The sequence below is a fragment of the Streptomyces canus genome (assembly GCF_001514145.1).
Classification (GTDB): domain Bacteria; phylum Actinomycetota; class Actinomycetes; order Streptomycetales; family Streptomycetaceae; genus Streptomyces; species Streptomyces canus.
Window position 1 is genome coordinate 209,110 of sequence record NZ_KQ948657.1, and the last position, 16,922, is coordinate 226,031.

20 protein-coding genes are annotated in these 16,922 nt (G+C 71.3%); 7 read left to right on the forward strand and 13 right to left on the reverse strand.

All coding sequences use genetic code 11. The features are described 5' to 3' along the window. Positions 1 to 11: 11 nt before the first annotated feature. Both AQJ46_RS05785 and sigE read right to left on the reverse strand, forming a co-directional pair. Positions 12 to 971, reverse strand: coding sequence for an anti-sigma factor family protein (locus tag AQJ46_RS05785; RefSeq protein ID WP_059204570.1), 960 nt, complete (start codon positions 969 to 971; stop codon positions 12 to 14). Beyond that, complete coding sequence (gene sigE / locus AQJ46_RS05790) at positions 968 to 1,666, reverse strand: RNA polymerase sigma factor SigE (RefSeq protein ID WP_059204571.1); 699 nt, start codon at positions 1,664 to 1,666, stop codon at positions 968 to 970. The genes AQJ46_RS05785 and sigE overlap by 4 nt, the downstream gene beginning before the upstream one ends. Before the next feature lie 235 nt (positions 1,667 to 1,901). Here sigE and AQJ46_RS05795 point away from each other — a divergent pair, with 235 nt between their 5' ends. Continuing rightward, positions 1,902 to 2,600 (forward strand): O-methyltransferase, encoded by a 699-nt coding sequence (locus AQJ46_RS05795; RefSeq protein WP_079072143.1) that lies wholly within the window; start codon positions 1,902 to 1,904, stop codon positions 2,598 to 2,600. A 103-nt stretch (positions 2,601 to 2,703) separates the two neighbouring features. Here the strand turns inward: AQJ46_RS05795 and AQJ46_RS51795 are convergent, their stop codons facing one another. Then, entirely contained in the window at positions 2,704 to 2,871 is a 168-nt protein-coding gene (locus AQJ46_RS51795) for a DUF3117 domain-containing protein (protein ID WP_003966491.1), read from the reverse strand. A 358-nt stretch (positions 2,872 to 3,229) separates the two neighbouring features. On the opposite strand from AQJ46_RS51795, the gene chcB reads away from it, so the two are divergent. Next, positions 3,230 to 4,021: a 2-cyclohexenylcarbonyl CoA isomerase gene (gene chcB, locus AQJ46_RS05800; RefSeq protein ID WP_057610051.1), complete on the forward strand. Its 792-nt coding sequence runs from the start codon at positions 3,230 to 3,232 to the stop codon at positions 4,019 to 4,021. Positions 4,022 to 4,043: 22 nt separating this feature from the next. On the opposite strand, the gene AQJ46_RS05805 is transcribed toward chcB, so the two are convergent. Next, entirely contained in the window at positions 4,044 to 4,622 is a 579-nt protein-coding gene (locus tag AQJ46_RS05805) for a DNA-3-methyladenine glycosylase I (RefSeq protein ID WP_059204573.1), read from the reverse strand. Beyond that, on the reverse strand, positions 4,619 to 4,972 hold the full coding sequence (locus AQJ46_RS05810; RefSeq protein WP_059204574.1) for a DivIVA domain-containing protein: 354 nt from the start codon (positions 4,970 to 4,972) through the stop codon (positions 4,619 to 4,621). Before AQJ46_RS05810 ends, AQJ46_RS05805 begins: the two co-directional genes overlap by 4 nt. A 152-nt stretch (positions 4,973 to 5,124) precedes the next feature. Between AQJ46_RS05810 and folP the strand changes: the two genes are divergently transcribed. Beyond that, positions 5,125 to 5,985 carry a dihydropteroate synthase gene (folP, locus tag AQJ46_RS05815; protein ID WP_059204575.1) on the forward strand — a complete coding sequence of 287 codons (861 nt, stop codon included), beginning with the start codon at positions 5,125 to 5,127 and terminating at the stop codon, positions 5,983 to 5,985. An 87-nt stretch (positions 5,986 to 6,072) separates the two neighbouring features. Here the strand turns inward: folP and AQJ46_RS05820 are convergent, their stop codons facing one another. Then, on the reverse strand, positions 6,073 to 6,831 hold the full coding sequence (locus tag AQJ46_RS05820) for an LOG family protein (protein WP_057610047.1): 759 nt from the start codon (positions 6,829 to 6,831) through the stop codon (positions 6,073 to 6,075). Between the two features lie 122 nt (positions 6,832 to 6,953). Continuing rightward, entirely contained in the window at positions 6,954 to 8,033 is a 1,080-nt protein-coding gene (gene dapE, locus AQJ46_RS05825; RefSeq protein ID WP_059204576.1) for a succinyl-diaminopimelate desuccinylase, read from the reverse strand. Positions 8,034 to 8,117: 84 nt separating this feature from the next. On the opposite strand from dapE, the gene AQJ46_RS05830 reads away from it, so the two are divergent. Further along, complete coding sequence (locus tag AQJ46_RS05830) at positions 8,118 to 9,086, forward strand: heavy metal transporter (RefSeq protein ID WP_079072144.1); 969 nt, start codon at positions 8,118 to 8,120, stop codon at positions 9,084 to 9,086. Between the two features lie 275 nt (positions 9,087 to 9,361). After that, on the forward strand, positions 9,362 to 9,832 hold the full coding sequence (locus AQJ46_RS05835; RefSeq protein ID WP_059204577.1) for a hypothetical protein: 471 nt from the start codon (positions 9,362 to 9,364) through the stop codon (positions 9,830 to 9,832). A gap of 68 nt (positions 9,833 to 9,900) precedes the next feature. Here AQJ46_RS05835 and AQJ46_RS05840 read toward each other — a convergent pair whose 3' ends face one another. Both AQJ46_RS05840 and fdxA read right to left on the reverse strand, forming a co-directional pair. Further along, positions 9,901 to 10,995 carry a bifunctional succinyldiaminopimelate transaminase/glutamate-prephenate aminotransferase gene (locus AQJ46_RS05840; protein ID WP_059204578.1) on the reverse strand — a complete coding sequence of 365 codons (1,095 nt, stop codon included), beginning with the start codon at positions 10,993 to 10,995 and terminating at the stop codon, positions 9,901 to 9,903. A 111-nt stretch (positions 10,996 to 11,106) separates the two neighbouring features. Then, positions 11,107 to 11,424 carry a ferredoxin gene (gene fdxA, locus AQJ46_RS05845; protein WP_007384503.1) on the reverse strand — a complete coding sequence of 106 codons (318 nt, stop codon included), beginning with the start codon at positions 11,422 to 11,424 and terminating at the stop codon, positions 11,107 to 11,109. A 135-nt stretch (positions 11,425 to 11,559) separates the two neighbouring features. Here fdxA and AQJ46_RS05850 point away from each other — a divergent pair, with 135 nt between their 5' ends. Then, positions 11,560 to 12,564 carry a GNAT family N-acetyltransferase gene (locus AQJ46_RS05850; RefSeq protein ID WP_059204579.1) on the forward strand — a complete coding sequence of 335 codons (1,005 nt, stop codon included), beginning with the start codon at positions 11,560 to 11,562 and terminating at the stop codon, positions 12,562 to 12,564. Between the two features lie 32 nt (positions 12,565 to 12,596). Beyond that, the gene (locus AQJ46_RS05855; protein WP_059204580.1) at positions 12,597 to 13,448 is read left to right on the forward strand and encodes a transglutaminase family protein; all 852 of its coding nucleotides are present in this window, start codon (positions 12,597 to 12,599) and stop codon (positions 13,446 to 13,448) included. A gap of 4 nt (positions 13,449 to 13,452) precedes the next feature. Here AQJ46_RS05855 and AQJ46_RS05860 read toward each other — a convergent pair whose 3' ends face one another. From AQJ46_RS05860 to AQJ46_RS05875, 4 genes are read right to left on the reverse strand one after another with little or no spacing between them, the layout of a single operon-like run. After that, positions 13,453 to 14,070 (reverse strand): response regulator transcription factor, encoded by a 618-nt coding sequence (locus AQJ46_RS05860; RefSeq protein ID WP_059204581.1) that lies wholly within the window; start codon positions 14,068 to 14,070, stop codon positions 13,453 to 13,455. After that, complete coding sequence (locus AQJ46_RS05865) at positions 14,067 to 15,233, reverse strand: sensor histidine kinase (protein WP_059204582.1); 1,167 nt, start codon at positions 15,231 to 15,233, stop codon at positions 14,067 to 14,069. The genes AQJ46_RS05860 and AQJ46_RS05865 overlap by 4 nt, the downstream gene beginning before the upstream one ends. Next, positions 15,230 to 15,970, reverse strand: coding sequence for an ABC transporter permease (locus tag AQJ46_RS05870; protein WP_059204583.1), 741 nt, complete (start codon positions 15,968 to 15,970; stop codon positions 15,230 to 15,232). Before AQJ46_RS05870 ends, AQJ46_RS05865 begins: the two co-directional genes overlap by 4 nt. Further along, positions 15,967 to 16,902 (reverse strand): ABC transporter ATP-binding protein, encoded by a 936-nt coding sequence (locus AQJ46_RS05875; protein ID WP_059204584.1) that lies wholly within the window; start codon positions 16,900 to 16,902, stop codon positions 15,967 to 15,969. The genes AQJ46_RS05870 and AQJ46_RS05875 overlap by 4 nt, the downstream gene beginning before the upstream one ends. Between the last annotated feature and the right edge of the window lie 20 nt (positions 16,903 to 16,922).

The following is a 16,922-nucleotide window of genomic DNA, read 5'->3' on the forward strand; positions in this document are numbered from 1 at the left end:
CAGGGCGCCGGTCAGCGGGAGGTGCTGGGAGGCGTGGGCGCGGACATGTGGGGGACGGGCGCGGCGGGGAGGCCGGAGGCGGAGAGGTCCGGGGTCGCGGACCAGGACGTCAGGGTGAGCGGTGGAGTGGTGCTGAGCGGACGTATGAGAGGGGACATGGCGGCGGCACCGGCGAGCACGGGTGCCGTGAGGGTGTGCAGGGCCGCCTCCTTGACCTGAGCGGGGACGCCCGGCAGCAGCGGCGCGGACGCCTCGGTCGGGGAGACCGGGGTGTCACCGAGCAGCCGCTGTCCCTGATCCTGTGCGAGCAACGGACCCACGCCACGCCGCCGTTGGTTCTCCGGCACCGCCGCTCCCGTGCCCGGCGTGCGCGCCGGAGTCACATTGCTGCCGGCCCCGCGAGCGTCGGTGTCGCCCGGCGTCCCCGTGGTGACGCCGCCCAGCGCGATCGCGGCCAGCGACACCGCCCCGGCGGCGACGAACGCGAACCTCATGCCGCGCGAGGCCGAGCGCTCGGCCTCGTGACGGCTGACGTCATGGATGCGGAAGCCCCGGCCCGCGGCGGGCGGGAGCACCGAGGCGTGCGGACGGGCGGGGACGTAGCCGAACTCGAAGCGCTCGCCACGTCTCACGCCGAAGGCTCCGGCGGTGCCGGGTCGTCCCGACAGTCCTCCGAGTCCTCCCCCGCCGAACGGCGAACTGTCGCCATCCTCCGGATCACCTCCCGGCAGTCCCTGGAGCCGGGCCAGGAAGCTCTCCGAGGGCGGGGGCGGGGCGGCCTCCGCGAAGACGTTCTTCAGGCGGCGCTGGGCGTCCGCCTCCGCCTTGCACTTCGGGCAGGTGGCGAGATGCGCGAGAACACGCTCCCGCGTGGCGTGACCGAGCTCGCCGTCCACCAGGGCGGCGAGTCGGTCTCCCAGATGCTGTTCCGCGAGGCTCCCCTCGCCGGGTTTGGGCAGTGATCCACTCACGCGGACGCGCCCCCTCCCCCCAAGGCGGGGACCCTGGCCATGAAGGAGCGGCGCTCGGCGCGGGCCTCGGGCGAACGGTGCGCGAGGGCCTTGCGCAGCTGGGACCGGCCGCGGTGGATCCGTGAGCGGACGGTGCCGAGCTTGACGCCCAGGGTCGCGGCGATCTCCTCGTACGACAGTCCTTCGATGTCGCACAGGACGACCGCGGCGCGGAACTCCGGCGCGAGGGTGTCGAGGGCCTGCTGGACGTCCGCGTCGAAGTGGGCGTCGTTGAAGACCTGCTGGGGTGACGGCTCGCGGCTGGGCAGTCGCTCGGCCGCGTCCTCGCCGAGGGCGTCGAAGCGGATGCGCTGCTTGCGGCGGACCATGTCCAGGAAGAGGTTGGTGGTGATGCGGTGCAGCCAGCCCTCGAAGGTGCCCGGTGTATACGTGGACAGCGAGCGGAAAACGCGGACGAAGACCTCCTGCGTGAGGTCCTCGGCGTCGTGCTGGTTGCCGGTGAGGCGGTAGGCGAGGCGGTACACGCGGCCGCTGTGCGTGCTGACGATCTCCTCCCAGGTGGGCGGAGTCCACGCCTGCCCGTCCGCGTCGGTGGCGAAGGTCGCGGTCTGGGCGTAGTCGCCGGCGTGGCTTTGGTCAGCAGTGTTGTTCACGGATTTCGGCCTGCCCGCCGATCCGAGGAAGCGCCGCAGCACTCCCCCACGATCTCCAGGCGCGGCCGCACCTCCCCTGTCGGCTCTGGTTGTCTCCAGTGGAGCCCCTACCATAGCCACCTCGCCCGTTAGCTCCGGATAAGCGGTTTTACGAGAATTTGATCTGGGCTGATACCACTCGGTCCCCTGCGTCAGCAGTTGCTCGAGGGCCTGCTCGTCATCGTGATCCAACTGTGTCCCCCCGGGTGCGTCTCCACCCCTCTAAACGCCCGGTCCCATCTGCGGGTTCCCGGCGGCAACGGATACAGTCACGCCCAGGCAACCACGGGGCAAGGAGAGGCTCATTACCGGCAACCGGCAGACGAGCTGGGCGTTCGCCGACGCCTATGTCGCCGAGGACGAAACCCTGCGCTGGGCCCGCGACCGGGCCCGTGACGCGGGGCTGCGCTCGGTGTCGCCCGGCACGGGCGCGGCGCTGCGGTTGCTGGCCGCCTCCGTGGACGCCAAGGCCGTCGCCGAGATCGGCACCGGCACCGGTGTCTCCGGCATCCATCTGCTGCACGGCATGCGCCCGGACGGGGTGCTGACCACCGTCGATCCCGAGCCGGAGCACCAGCAGTTCGCCCGCCAGGCCTTCCGCGCCTGCGGCTTCGCCAGCAACCGGGCCCGCTTCATTCCGGGCCGCGCGCTGGACGTCCTGCCCCGCCTCGCCGACGCCGGCTACGACCTCGTCTTCTGCGACGGCGACCGGCAGGAGGTCATGGACTATCTCGCTGAATCGTTGCGCCTGCTGCGTCCGGGGGGACTGGTCGTCTTCGAGGGCGTCTTCGCCAACGGCCGCACGATGGATTCGGGGCCGCAGCCCACGGAGGTGCTGCGCCTCAGGGAGCTGCTGCGGGCGGTACGCGAGAGCCAGGACCTGATGCCGTCACTGCTGCCGGTGGGTGACGGACTGCTCTGCGCGGTCAAGCGCTGAGCCGTTGAGTGCCGTACGGCCATTCGTGGAAAAGCCCGGGCAAACCGCTGCCCCGGCACCTCATGAGATGCCGGGGCAGCCGAAAGGGTATGGTCGCTTCCGCTCAGCCGACGACCTTCTTGAGGGCGTCGCCCAGGGCGTCGGCCTCGTCAGGGGTCAGCTCGACGACGAGCCGACCGCCGCCTTCGAGCGGAACGCGCATGACGATGCCCCGCCCCTCCTTGGTCACCTCGAGCGGGCCATCGCCCGTCCGCGGCTTCATGGCCGCCATGCTCGTTCCCCTTCCTGAAACCAGCTCATCGTCAAAGCCGACAGCCCTGGGAGGGCACGCGCGTCAAAGTGGGACACGCGCCACCGGCATCGAACACATTGCTTCCCAGCCATTATCCCGCATCGCAGGACCCGATGACCAACATCAGTCGGCATCGCTTGGGCAACGCGCGCGAGCAAAACCACTCAATTCGGCGATGTGGCTGCGATACTCCGCCGTTGCGCCGATCCCGGCCGGCCGTGAGCGCTCCGGAATTCTTTGACGCAGGTCACACGTCCGGTCCGGTCCTCGGACGGCGATCTCCGCCATGCTGTCCCTCGGACATCGGATGCAGCGGACACACCGGAGGGGATACGCCATGGCCGACACCGTGCTCTACGAGGTGCACGACGGGCTCGCGACGATCACGCTGAACCGGCCGGAGGCGATGAACGCGCTGAACGTCGCCACGAAGGTCGCGCTGCGGGAGGCCGTGGAGTCGGCGGCCTCGGACGACGGCGTACGGGCCGTGCTGCTCACCGCGGCCGGGGAGCGGGCGTTCTGCGTGGGACAGGACCTCAAGGAGCACATCGGGCTTCTGATGCAGGGTTCCGACGTCGTGATGAGCACGGTCAAGGAGCACTACAACCCCGTGGTGCGGGCACTGACGGAGATGCGCAAGCCCGTGGTCGCCGGGGTGAACGGGGTCGCGGCCGGGGCCGGCTTCGGGCTCGCGCTGGCCGCGGACTACCGGGTGGTGGCGGACACCGCCGCCTTCAACACGTCCTTCGCGGGGGTCGCGCTGACCGCGGACTCCGGGATCTCGTGGACGCTGCCGCGGGTGGTCGGGCCGGGCAGGGCCGCGGATCTGCTGCTCTTTCCCCGGACCGTCTCGGCGCAGGACGCTTACGAGCTGGGCATCGTGAACCGTCTCGTGCCGTCGACCGAGCTGCCCGCGGAGGCGGAGAAGGTGGCGCGGGCGCTGGCCTCGGGGCCGACGGTGGCGTACGGGGCGATCAAGGAGTCTCTTGCGTACGCGCTGTCGCACTCTCTGGCGGAGACGCTGGAGAAGGAGGACGAGCTGCAGGGGCGGGCCGGGGCCTCCGAGGACCACGCGATCGCCGTGCGGGCGTTCGTGAACAAGGAGACGCCGGAGTATCTGGGGCGGTGACCCGCCGTCGCCGGGAGCGTGCCTAAAAGCGTCTCGCCACGCAGGACTCCAGGTGGTCGTCGACCAGGCCGCAGGCCTGCATCAGCGCGTATGCCGTCGTCGGGCCCACGAAGCGCAGGCCTCGCTTCTTCAATGCCTTCGACAGGGCCGTCGACTCCGGAGTCACCGCCGGGACGTCTCCCAGGGTTTTGCGGACCGCATGAGAAGCCGGCGCGTGTGACCAGATCAGCTCGTCCAGCTCGCCCGGGGCCCACTTGGCCAGCACGCGCGCGTTGGCCATCGTCGCGTCGATCTTGGCGCGGTTGCGGATGATTCCCGGGTCGAGCAGCAGGCGGTCGCGGTCGGCCTCGCCGAACGCGGCCACCTTGGCGATCTCGAAGCCCGCGAAGGCGGCGCGGAAGCCCTCGCGGCGGCGCAGGATCGTGATCCAGGACAGGCCGGACTGGAAGGCTTCCAGGCTGAGGCGTTCGTACAGGGCGTCGTCACCGTGGACCGGGCGGCCCCACTCCTCGTCGTGGTACGTGACGTAGTCCGGCGTGGACAGGGCCCAGGGGCAGCGTGGCGCGCCGTCCGGTCCGGCCAGGGCAGTGCCGTCGCTCACCGCTGCTCCCCGTGGCCGTGCTCCGGCTTCTCCATGGAGACGTGGACCGCGGCCCGGGCGCCGGCCAGCGCGGACTCCAGGTCGGCGATCCGGGCGTCCCGCTCGGCGAGCTCCGCGCCGAGGCGGCTGAGCGCGTCGTCGACGTCCGCCATGCGGTAGCCGCGGGCGGTGAGCGGGAAGCGCAGGCTGTCGATGTCCGCGCGGTTCACCGGTCGGTCCGGCGGCAGCGGGTCCTGGAGCCGCTCGGGGGTGACGTCCGGCAGCGGGCCGTCGCTCTCCCCGCCGCCCACGACGGCGAGTGTCACCGCGGCGACCACGACCGCGAGCGCGATGACCAGGAACAAGAACATAACCATCGCTGAGGTCCCCATGGTCCCTGCCGGCGGCCGGCCGCCGGCGTCGAATGTGTCAGGGTCCGATCGTGCCATGCGAGTCTGACAGTTAGGGTCGCAGGCGGCCGCAGACTCCGAACACACAGACGCATGAAGTGAGGTCACAGGCGATGCTCAGGCTGGGCAGGCGTGAATTCGACGCGCACGAGCCGGTGATCATGGCGATCGTGAACCGGACCCCCGACTCCTTCTACGACCAGGGAGCCACGTTCCTCGACGAGCCCGCCCTCGCGCGCGTGGAGCAGGCGGTGGCGGAAGGGGCCGCCATCATCGACGTCGGCGGGGTCAAGGCCGGGCCCGGGGAAGAGGTGTCCGCGACGGAGGAGGCACGGCGGACCGTCGGGTTCGTGGCGGAGGTGCGGCGGCGCTTCCCCGACGTGATCATCAGCGTCGACACCTGGCGGGCGTCCGTCGGTGAGGCCGTCTGCGAGGCGGGGGCGGATCTGCTCAACGACGCGTGGGGCGGGGTCGATCCGGGGCTCGCCGAGGTCGCCGCGCGGTACCGGGTGGGGCTGGTGTGCACGCACGCCGGGGGCGCCGAGCCGCGTACGCGGCCGCACCGGGTGACGTACGACGACGTCATGGCCGACATTCTGCGGGTGACCGTGGGTCTCGCCGAGCGGGCGGTGGCTCTGGGGGTGCCCCGGGAGTCCGTGATGATCGATCCCGGACACGACTTCGGGAAGAACACGCGGCACAGTCTCGAGGCGACCCGTCGGCTCGGGGAGATGGTCGGGACGGGGTGGCCCGTGCTGGTGTCCCTGTCCAACAAGGACTTCGTGGGCGAGACCCTGGACAAGCCGGTGAAGGAGCGGGTGGTGGGGACACTGGCGACCACCGCGGTGTCGGCGTGGCTGGGGGCGCAGGTCTACCGGGTGCACGAGGTCGCCGAGACCCGGCAGGTGCTGGACATGGTGGCGTCGATCGCGGGGCATCGGCCTCCGGCGGTCGCGCGTCGAGGGCTGGCGTAGGGGTTCTTCCCCACTTCCCCACTCACTCGTCAAAGGCCGGAGAGGCTGATCTTCCAGCCGCTCCGGCCTTTGACGAATGCACAGGGGCTACCGACCCGCCTCCTTGGACACCAACGCCACCGCCTCGTCGACGTCGTCCGTCACGTGGAACAGCAGCAGGTCCTTCTCGGACGCCTTGCCCTGGGCGATCAGGGTGTTCTTGAGCCAGTCGACCAGTCCGCCCCAGTACTCGCTGCCGAACAGCACGATCGGGAAGCGGGTGACCTTCTGGGTCTGGACCAGCGTCAACGCCTCGAACAGCTCGTCCAGGGTGCCGAGTCCGCCCGGCAGGACCACGAAACCCTGCGCGTACTTCACGAACATCATCTTGCGGACGAAGAAGTAGCGGAAGTTGAGGCCGATGTCGACGTAGGGGTTGAGCCCCTGCTCGAAGGGGAGCTCGATGCCGAGGCCGACGGAGGTGCCGTTCGCCTCGCAGGCACCCTTGTTGGCCGCCTCCATGGCGCCGGGGCCGCCGCCGGTGATGACGGCGAAGCCGGCCTCCACCAGGCCCCGGCCGAGCCGCACGCCCGCCTCGTACTCCGGAGAGTCCGCAGGCGTCCGCGCGGAGCCGAACACGCTGATCGCGGGCGGGAGTTCGGCGAGCGTGCCGAAGCCCTCGATGAACTCCGACTGGATGCGCAGAACGCGCCAGGGGTCGGTGTGGACCCAGTCCGAGGGACCGCCCGCGTCCAGCAGGCGCTGGTCGGTCGTGCTCGCCGTGACCTGTCCCCGCCTGCGGAGGACCGGTCCCAGGCGCTGCTCCTCCGGCGGCTGCTTCTTGCCCTCGGGGTTCCCGGTAGCCATGTGCGCTCCCTCCGCTTGCCTGGTTTTTCCGTCTCAGCGTAGATCTACGCGGGTTACGGAGGGGGGACGTACGCGTGTCCGCCATGAAGCGCCACCGGGCGGAACCCGGCGCGACACGTCTCCTACGACGTCAGCCATGCCCGCAGCTTGTCCTCCGCCTCCGGGATCAGCGACACCTTCACCCGCTCGTCCACCTTGTGCGCGAGCAGCGGCTGACCGGGGCTGTAGTTCACCGCGGGCACGCCGAGCGCGCTGAAGCGGGACACGTCCGTCCAGCCGAACTTGGGGCGGGCGACGCCTCCGACCGCCGTCATGAAGGCCTGGGCGACGGGGTGGGTGAGGCCGGGACGGGCACCGCCGGTGTGGTCGTCGACGGTGAACTCGTCCACGCCGCAGTCCGCGAAGAAGTCCCGCACGAAGGCCTCCGCGTCGGCCTCGCTGCGGTCCGGGGCGTAACGGAAGTTGACGGTCAGCGTGCAGGAGTCGGGGATGACGTTCGTGGCCACGCCGCCCTCCACCCGCACCGCGTTGAGACCTTCGTGGAACTCGAGCCCGTCCACCACCGGCTTGCGCGGCTCGTAGGCCGCCAGCTTCGCGAGGGCCGGAGCGGCCTTGTGGATCGCGTTGGAGCCCATCCACGCGCGCGCGGAGTGCGCACGCTCTCCCTTGAACGTCAGCAGCACCCGCAGGGTTCCCTGGCAGCCGCCCTCGACCTGGTTGTCCGTCGGCTCCAGGAGGACCGCGAAGTCGCCCTCCAGCCACTCGGGGTGGGTCTCGGCCACATGTCCCAGGCCGTTGAGGTGTGCCGCGACCTCTTCGTTGTCGTAGAAGATGAAGGTGAGGTCGCGGTTGGGCTCGGGGACCGTCGCCGCGATCCGCAGCTGGACCGCGACCCCGGACTTCATGTCGCAGGTGCCGCAGCCCCACAGGTAGCCCTCGTCGTCGAGGCGGGAGGGGACGTTGCCCGCGATGGGGACCGTGTCGATGTGGCCGGCGAGGATGACGCGTTCCGGACGGCCGAGGTTCGTACGGGCGACGACGTTGTTGCCGTGGCGGTCGACCGTCAGGTGCGGCAGGGCGCGCAGGGCGGTCTCGATCGCGTCCGCCAGAGGCTTCTCGGTGCCGCTCTCGGAGGGGAAGTCGACGAGCTGCGCGGTGAGCTGAGCTGCGTCCAGCGAAAGGTCAAGAGGGGTGTCGGCCATGCTCCCGACCCTAACGCCCCGCTGTTCGCGCCCACTGTCCACATCCGGCGCGGGTGTCTCAGTACCCTCCAGTATCTTGTCCGGATGCCAGAGCCGTTGCCCCCTACTCGCAAGCGCCGTGGCCGCCTCCTCCGCTTCATGGCGGCCCTCGTGGTCCTGTGCGCGGTCGCCGGTTACCTCGTGGTGCAGTACGTCACCGGAGGCACCGACGGACCGCGCTGCAAAGTCGTCTCGGGCGGTGCGGGCGGACCGTCGTACGAGTTCACGCCCGAGCAGGCGGTGAACGCGGCGACGATCACCGCCGTCGGCACCGGGCGCGGGCTGCCGGAGCGGGCCGTGGCGATCGCGCTCGCCACCGCGCTCCAGGAGTCGGGGCTGCGCAACATCCAGCACGGCGACCGTGACTCGCTCGGGCTGTTCCAGCAGCGGCCCTCGCAGGGCTGGGGCACCCCGCGGGAGATCCTGGACCCGACGTACGCGGCGGGCGAGTTCTACAAGCACCTGGTCAAGGTGCGGGGCTACCAGGACCTCCCGCTGACCGTCGCCGCCCAGCGTGTGCAGCGCAGCGGGTATCCGGAGGCGTACGCCAAGCACGAGCCGGACGCCACCCTGCTCGCCGCCGCGCTGACCGGAACCTCCGCGGCCACCCTGACCTGTGACGGGCGCCAGGACCCCGCACAGGCCGCCCAGGCCACCGCCACGGGCCCGGACGCGGTGCGGTCGGCTCTCGTACGGGACTTCGGGCGGGACGCCCTGGAGACGACCGCCGCAGAGGTGGGCGGCAAGGCCTCGCCGAGCCCGACGCCCACCCCGGGCGACGGGCGCACCGTGACCCTGCCCGTGCGGGGGGACACCCGCCCGGGTTCCGACCGCAGTCTCCGGGAACGCGGCTGGCAGCTCGCCCACTGGGCCGTCGCCAACTCCTCCGCGCTGCGCATCGAGCGCGTCTCGTACGCCGGGCGGCAGTGGACGGCCGGGAGCACGGACAGCGCGTGGCGTACGGCGGCCGGCGAGGGCGGCTCGGGCTCGGTGCGGATAGTGACGGCACGGTAGTTCGGAAGATCACCTGGAAGGGTCACGTCAGGCCGCTGTCGGAGCGGGTGTGCGCAGGTTTTCGTCACGTCACCCCCGTATCCGCAAAGACCCTTGAGTTCAAAGGGCTGCAACGATTCGGCAGACTTTCAGACCGGAAGCCTTTTGCCCGTTTTTATCCGTAGGTGATAATGCGACGCATTGCCAACTCTTTACGTTGGCCCTCCGCAACCTTCGACGGCTTCGAGCGGTAGTCACGGCGTCCTAGCAACGTTTTCCTCCGTCGAAGGAGCAACATGTCCCTCCCCCTGACCCGCAGGATCGCCCGTGCCGCGCTGCTTGTCGCTGCGGGAGCGGCAGCCGGGGTCGGTGCGGCCGGCGCCGCCAGTGCGGCCCCCGCGCAGCCGCCGGCCACCCCGAACGTCGGTGGGCTGACCGCTCTGGACGGGGCGAACGTCGGCAACGCGGTGGACGGCGCGACGCAGAACCTGACCGGGACCGCGGCCAAGACCGGTGGCAAGACGGTCGAGAAGGCGGTGCCGACCGCGGGCAAGGCCGTGAAGAAGGTGGCACCGGCCGCGCAGAAGGCCGCGGGCGAGGCCGCCGGTTCCGCCGGGGGCCTCCTCGGTCAGACCGCGTCCAGCGCGACGAAGGGCGGCCTGCCGACCAGCGCCCTGGCCAAGGGCGGCCTGCCGACCGGGGCCCTCGCCAAGGGCGGCGTGCCGGCGGCGGGCACCCTGCCGGTGAAGGGCCTTCCGCTCGGCTGACAGCTCAGGCATACGGTGAAGGGGTCCGGGAACACCATCCCGGACCCCTTCGCCGTATGCCCGCGCGTCTATGCCAGGCGCTCGACCGCCGACCGCACCCGCTCGTCCGTCGCCGTCAGCGCGACGCGCACGAACTTCTCGCCCGCCTCGCCGTAGAAGTCGCCCGGGGCCACCAGGATGCCCAGGTCGGCCAGGTGGGCGACCGTCGACCAGCAGGACTCGTCCCGCGTGGCCCAGAGGTAGAGGCTGGCCTCACTGTGCTCGATACGGAAGCCGTGGGAGCGCAGCGCCTCACGCAGCAGGGTGCGGCGGGCCAGGTAGCGCTCGCGCTGTTCTTGGACGTGGGTGTCGTCGCCCAGGGCCGCCACCACCGCGGCCTGGGTCGGCGCCGGAGTCATCATGCCGCCGTGCTTGCGGATCTCCAGGAGGGGCGCCAGGACGGCCGGGTCGCCCGCCAGGAAGGCCGCGCGGTAGCCCGCGAGGTTGGACCGCTTCGACAGCGAGTGCACGGCCACGAGGCCGTCGTAGGAGCCGCCGTTGACGTCCGGGTGCAGGACCGAGACCGGGTCGGCCTCCCAGCCGAGCTCCAGGTAGCACTCGTCGGAGAAGATCAGGATGCCGTGGGACCGGGCCCAGGCGACGATCCTCGTCAGCTCCTCCTTCGACAGCACCTTGCCGGTCGGGTTCGACGGGGAGTTGAGCCACAGGAGCTTGAGGCCCGCCGGGTCCAGCTCGGTGGGGTCGTCGTAGACCTCGTGCTCGGCGCGGGCGAGGCGGGCGCCGACCTCGTACGTCGGGTAGGCCAGGCGGGGGTACGCGACCCGGTCGCCGGGGCCGAGGCCCAGCTGGGTGGGGAGCCAGGCGACGAGTTCCTTGGAGCCGACGATCGGCAGCACGTGACGGTGGGTGACCTCGCGGGCGCCCAGGCGCCGCTCGACCCAGCCGGTGATCGCGTCACGCAGCGCCGGGGTGCCCCAGACCGTCGGGTAGCCCGGGGAGTCCGCCGCGTCGATCAGGGCCTTCTGGACGAGGTCGGGGACCGGGTCGACGGGGGTGCCGACCGACAGGTCGACGATGCCTCCGGGGTGCGCGGCCGCCGTCTTCTTGTACGGCTCCAGCTTGTCCCAGGGGAAGGTGGGAAGGCGGTCGGAGACTGCGGACACGGCTTTCGGGCTCACTTTCGGGTCGTACGGCAAACGCCTCGGCCCCGCACGGCCGCGTTCAGGCCGTACGGGACCGAGGCGGCACGAAGTGCGGGCCGCTGATGCGGATGACTATGCCTGCGGCGGCAGCGCGGCGATGAACGGGTGGTCCCGCTCGATCAGACCCAGCTTGCTGGCGCCGCCGGGCGAGCCGAGCTCGTCGAAGAACTCGACGTTCGCCTTGTAGTAGTCCTTCCACTCGTCCGGGGTGTCGTCCTCGTAGAAGATCGCCTCGACCGGGCAGACCGGCTCACATGCACCACAGTCGACGCATTCGTCCGGGTGGATGTACAAGGACCGGGAGCCCTCGTAGATGCAGTCGACCGGGCACTCCTCGATGCAGGCCTTGTCCTTCACGTCGACACAAGGCTGCGCGATGACGTAGGTCACGCTGTCGTTCCTCCTCCATGCTGGCGGGCCTCCTCAGGCTCCGCCGCCTCGCGCGCGGGAGCGCGGCGTCGTCGATGCCCGCCCCTAGTATCTCCGTTCTTGGGCATGATCCGAACAGGAGGGGTGAACTGACCTGTGGAAATCTCCGCCGCGGGGCGTCTTGTCGTCCGTATCTCCGCAGCTGACGTGGGCAAACGGGTATCCGTGCGGCGCCTGGACGAAACCGGCGGCACGCAGCAGAACTTCACCGACACGGTGGGTGTTCTCACATCATGGGACGACGGTGTGCTGATGATCACGCGCCGGGACGGCGAGCGCGTCCGCATTCCGGAATCCGCGCTGGTCGCGGGCAAGGTCGTCCCCGCCGAGCCGGCCCGCCGCCGGGGGCCGGCCGCCTCGTACGAGGAACTGGCCCGGATCACCGCGCGCGGCTGGCGGCCGGTGGAGAGCGAGCGGCTCGGCGAGTGGGAGCTGCGGGCCGCCTCCGGGTTCACCCGCCGCGCCAACTCCGTCCTCCCGCTCGGCGACCCCGGGCTGCCGCTCGACGAGGCCCTGACCGCCGTACGACGGTGGTACGGCGACCGCGGTCTGCCGGCGTACATCCAGACCGCGACCGGCGCCACCGGCACCCAGGAGGCGCTGTGCGCGGAGCTGGAGGCGCGGGGGTGGACGCGTGAGGTGACCGCGGAGTTGTGGATCGGGGCGCTGGCGCCGGTCGCCGACCGGGAGACCTCGGGTGTCGTGCTGTCCCGGGACGCGGACGCGGACTGGCTGGCGCGCTATCAGCGCAAGGGGGTGAGCGAGGTGGCACTGCGGGTGCTGAGGAGCGGGCCGTCGGTGTGGTTCGCCACCGTCCCCGGCGAGGACGCGCCGGCCGCGATCGGGCGGTGTGTCGTCGACGGGCGGTGGGCGGGGTTCGCCGCGGTCGAGGTGGATCCTTCGCAACGGCGACGGGGGCTGGCCTCGACCGTGATGGCGGCGCTGGCCCGGCGGGCGCTCGACGAGGGGGCGTCGGCCGCGTGGCTCCAGGTCGAGTCGGACAACGCCGGTGCACGGGCCCTGTACGACGGCATGGGCTTCGCCGCGCACCATGCCTACCACCACTACCGCGAGCCGGACGTCTCCGGCGAGGCACGGTAGTAGCGATCGCCGTGAAAGGGCACGAGCCAGCTATGCGTCCCCCGTTTCCGCCCCCGCCCGAACGTTCCGCCGAGCTCCGGAGGCGGTTCGCCGAAGAGGCGCGGTCCGAGCGGCCGGATCTGTCCGCGCTGTGTCTGCTCGTCGGGGCGCAGGCGGACGGGTCGCTCGACGAGACCGGCATCGACGCGGCCCAGATCGAACTCGACCGGCTGGCCGGGCAGTTGCCGTTCCGGCCGGGTGGTCCGCGGTCGTGGGCGGTGTCACTGCGGGAGCTGCTCGGGGACCGCTGCGGGTTCCGTGGCGCGCCGGTGGACTACCAGCGGCTGGAGTCCTCCCTGCTGCATGAGGTGCTACGGCGGCGCAGGGGGCTGCCGATCCTGCTGTCCGTGGTGTGGATGGAGGTGGCCCGGCGGGCGGGGGCTCCGGTGTACGGGGTGGCGCTGCCGGGGCATTTCGTGGTCGGGTTCGGGCCGCCTCAGGAGCAGGTGCTGGCCGATCCGTTCGATGGAGGGCGGGTGTTGAGCGGTGGCGACGCGGAGTTGCTGGTCGCCGGGGCGACGGGGAGTTCGCTGGATCCGTCGATGCTGAGTCCGGCGGATCCGCTGGACGTCGTACAGCGGATCCTGAACAACGTCCGGGCCTGGGCCGCGGCCAGGCCCGAACGGTCGGACGTGGCCCTGTGGGCCGTGGAGCTGTCGCTGCTGTTGCCGTCCCACCCGGCCCGACTGCGGTACGAGCGGGCCCAGTTGTTCGTCCAGCGGGGGGACTTCGTCCAGGGAGCCGTCGAGTTGGACGCGTACGCCGAGGTGGTGGCGGCCGTCGACGAGCCGGGGGCGGCGCGCGTGCGGCAGCAGGCTCACGCCGCACGGGCGATGTTGAACTAGGGCGTCACAGCCAGCCCTTCTCCCTCGCGATCCGGACTGCCTCCGCCCGGTTCCGTACCGCCAGCTTCTGGATGGCCGTGGAGAGGTAGTTGCGGACCGTGCCCTGGGACAGGTGGAGGGTCTGCGCCAACTCCGCGTTCGTGGAGCCGTCGGCCGCCGCTCGGAGGATCTCTCGCTCCCGGTCCGTCAACGGGTTCGCGCCCTCTGCCAGCGCCGCTGCCGCCAGGGTGGGGTCGATGACCCGCTCCCCCGCCAGTACTTTGCGAACCGCCTGCGCCAGTTGGGCGGCGGGGGCGTCCTTGACGAGGAAGGCGTCGGCACCCGATTCCATCGCGCTGCGGAGATAGCCGGGGCGGCCGAAGGTCGTGAGGATCACGAGCTTCACCGCCGGGAGTTCCTTGTGGAGTTGGGCCGCCGCCTCTATGCCCGTCGCGCCCGGCATCTCGATGTCCATGAGGGCCACGTCGATGTCGTGGGCGCGGGCCGCCGCCAGGACCTCGTCGCCGCGGGCCACTTGGGCGACGACCTCGATGTCGTCCTCCAGGCCGAGCAGGGCGGCCAGGGCCTCGCGGACCATCGACTGGTCCTCGGCGAGCAGGACCTTGATCGTGCGGCTCGTCATGTGGCGGATCCTACGTCGGCCGCGGAACCGGCGGGCACCCGGGCGACCAGGCGGAAGCCGTGCCGGGTGCCGGTGGCCTCCAGGGTGCCGCCGGCCTTCTCCAGGCGCTCGGTGAGACCGGTCAGGCCGTTGCCCGGAACGTTGCCCGGGCCGCCCGAGCCGTCGTCCTCCACGGTGAGTTCGAGCCTCGGTCCGTCGAGGGTCTGGCGGCGCAACAGTTCCACCGTGCAGCCGCGGGCGCCGCTGTGCCGTACGACATTGGTGACCGCCTCGCGCAGCGCCCAGGCCAGGGCCGACTCGCTCTCCTCGGGGACGCCGGTGAGGTCGGGTTCGGCGGGCAGCGCGGGGTTGACTCCGGCGGCCGTCAACGCGACCTGGGCGCCCGCGAGTTCCGCGGCCAGGCGGGCGCGCCGGTAGCCGGTGACCGCCTCACGGACGTCCACCAGGGCCTGGCGGCTGACCTGTTCGATGTCGGCGACCTGCTGGGCCGCCTTCTCGGGGTGGGCGGGGAGCATCCGGCCCGCCAGTTCGCTCTTCAGGGTGATGAGGGACAGGGAGTGGCCGAGGAGGTCGTGCAGGTCCCTGGCCAGGCGCAGGCGTTCCTCGTTGGCGGCGAGCTGGGCGACCCGCGCCCTGGCCTCCCGCAACTCGATGGTCGTACGGACGAGTTCGCGTACGCCGGTCATCGCGAAGCCGCCGAGCAGCGCCGGGATGAGGAGGGCGCCGATGTAGTCCGTGCCGTCGGCGACGACCAGGGCGAGGCTCGCCATCAGGGCGGACGCGGCCGGGATGGTCCAGCGGGCGAGCCGCAGCGGCAGGGCCGCGCCGGACGCGATCGACACGTACACGAAGAGGACGAGCCACTCGCGGCCCAGGGTGAGGACGAGCAGGGTCGACTCGGCCGAGAGGACCGCGAGGGAGACGAGGACGAAGTTCTGGGCGTTGCGGCGGCCGGTCCTGAACAGCAGGGCCAGGTACCAGGCGACGAAGCCCGCGAGGCCGAGCCAGCCGAGGACGACGGCCACGGCCCCGTGGCCGCCGTGCAGGAGGTCCGAGACGGGTGCGCTCAGATAGACCAGCCAGATGCCCGTCCACAGCATCTTGACCATCGTCTGCTTGCGGGTCTCCGGGCGCTGCCCGATCCCGACGCCGGTGCCGCTCACGCCTTCAACGTGTCCTTCCGGTACAGCCAGGCCGCTCCGCCCGCGAACAGGGCGAAGGAGACGGCCAGGACGGCGATGTCCTGTGCGTGCGGGGCGCGGCTCTGCTCGATGGCCTGCCCGAGGGCAGCGTACGCGTGCGTGGGCAGCCACTTGGCGATGTCCTGGAGCCACTGCGGGAAGGTCGTCGTGGGCATCCACAGGCCGCCCAGCATCGACAGGCCGAAGTAGGTGATCATCGTGATCGGGCGGACCGCGTCCCCGGTGGCGAGGTAGCCGATGGCGACGCCGAGCGCGGCGAAGACGAGGCTTCCGGCCCAGATCGCGCCGGTGAGGGCGAGCCACTGCCAGGCGTCCAGGCGTACGTCCTTCACGACCGCGGCGACGACGAACACGACCACGATCGAGGGCAGGCTCACCACGGCCGCGCTCGCCGTCTTCGCGAACACATAGCCGCGTCCCGGCAGCGGGGTCAGTCTCAACTGCCGTACCCAGCCGCCCTCCCGCTCCTTGGCGATGCGCTCGCTGTTGCCCATCAGGACGGCGGTCAGGGCGCCGAAGGAGGCCATCGAAACCATCATGTAGGTCGGCAGGGTCAGGCCCGTGCCGTCGACCTTCGACGTGCTGTCGGCGTTGCCCGCGATGAGCAGGAACAGCAGCGACGGGTACATCACGGAGAAGAACAGGAACTTGCGGTTGCGCAGGGCGCGGGTGAGTTCCAGCTTGATGAGGCTGTTCACTTCGACTTCGCCTCCTCGGCGGCGGTGATGGCGACGAAGGCCTGCTCCAGACCGAGCCCGGCGACTTCGAGGTTGCGGGGGTAGACGCCGAGTCCGTAGAGGGCGTGGACGGTCGCGTCGGCGTCGGTGGACTGGATGCGGATCGTCTGGCCGCTGCCCGCGGCGGAGCCGCTTTTCGACACAGTGACGGAGGTGAGGAACGGCAGAGCGCGCAGGGGCGCCTCGTCGATCGTGCCCTCCAGGTCGAAGGCGATCCTGCGGGCGCCCGCCTTGGCCTTGATCTCGGCGGCCGTGCCGTCGGCCAGCAGGCGGCCCCGGTGCAGCACCAGCACCCGGTCGGCGATGGCGTCGGCCTCTTCGAGGTAGTGGGTGGCGAAGAGGACGGTGCGGCCCTGGTCGGCCTGTTCGCGCATGGTGGCCCAGAAGGCCTGGCGGGTGGTGACGTCCATGCCGGTCGTGGGTTCGTCGAGGACGATCAGGTCGCTGTCGCCCGCGGTCGCGAGGGCGAAGCGGACGCGCTGGGCCTGGCCGCCGGAGAGCTTGTTGACCTTGCGGTCGGCTATCTGGGCGATGCCGGCGCGGGCCAGGACGTCGTTCACCTGGTACGGCTTGGGGTGCAGGTCGCAGGCGAGCCGTACCAGTTCGGCGACGGTGACCTCGTCCATCAGCCCACCGCTCTGCAGCATCGCGCCCACGCGTCCGGCGACGATCGCCTCACGCGGGGTGGTGCCGAAGAGCCGGACGCTGCCGCTGTCGGGCTGCTTGAGGCCGAGCAGCAGGTCGAGGGAGGTGGACTTGCCGGCGCCGTTGGGGCCGAGCAGCGCCACGGTCTCCCCCGGCCGCAGGGTCAGGGTCAGTCCGTCCACGGCGCGTACCGCGCCGTACGCCTTGCTCACCTGGTCGAACGCGACCACCGGGGCTGTCGTTGTCATACGGCCATGGTGGCTTCGCG

Bases quoted from the DNA above. Each gene is read 5' to 3' on its own strand.
- folP (WP_059204575.1), top strand. From the start codon at position 5,125: ATGCTCAGGCTGGGCAGGCGTGAATTCGACGCGCACGAGCCGGTGATC.
- AQJ46_RS05860 (WP_059204581.1), bottom strand. From the start codon at position 14,070: ATGACGAGCCGCACGATCAAGGTCCTGCTCGCCGAGGACCAGTCGATG.
- AQJ46_RS05835 (WP_059204577.1), top strand. From the start codon at position 9,362: ATGTCCCTCCCCCTGACCCGCAGGATCGCCCGTGCCGCGCTGCTTGTC.
- chcB (WP_057610051.1), top strand. From the start codon at position 3,230: ATGGCCGACACCGTGCTCTACGAGGTGCACGACGGGCTCGCGACGATC.
- AQJ46_RS05855 (WP_059204580.1), top strand. From the start codon at position 12,597: ATGCGTCCCCCGTTTCCGCCCCCGCCCGAACGTTCCGCCGAGCTCCGG.
- AQJ46_RS05830 (WP_079072144.1), top strand. From the start codon at position 8,118: ATGCCAGAGCCGTTGCCCCCTACTCGCAAGCGCCGTGGCCGCCTCCTC.
- AQJ46_RS05820 (WP_057610047.1), bottom strand. From the start codon at position 6,831: ATGGCTACCGGGAACCCCGAGGGCAAGAAGCAGCCGCCGGAGGAGCAG.
- dapE (WP_059204576.1), bottom strand. From the start codon at position 8,033: ATGGCCGACACCCCTCTTGACCTTTCGCTGGACGCAGCTCAGCTCACC.
- AQJ46_RS05810 (WP_059204574.1), bottom strand. From the start codon at position 4,972: ATGTTCTTGTTCCTGGTCATCGCGCTCGCGGTCGTGGTCGCCGCGGTG.
- AQJ46_RS51795 (WP_003966491.1), bottom strand. From the start codon at position 2,871: ATGGCGGCCATGAAGCCGCGGACGGGCGATGGCCCGCTCGAGGTGACC.
- AQJ46_RS05875 (WP_059204584.1), bottom strand. From the start codon at position 16,902: ATGACAACGACAGCCCCGGTGGTCGCGTTCGACCAGGTGAGCAAGGCG.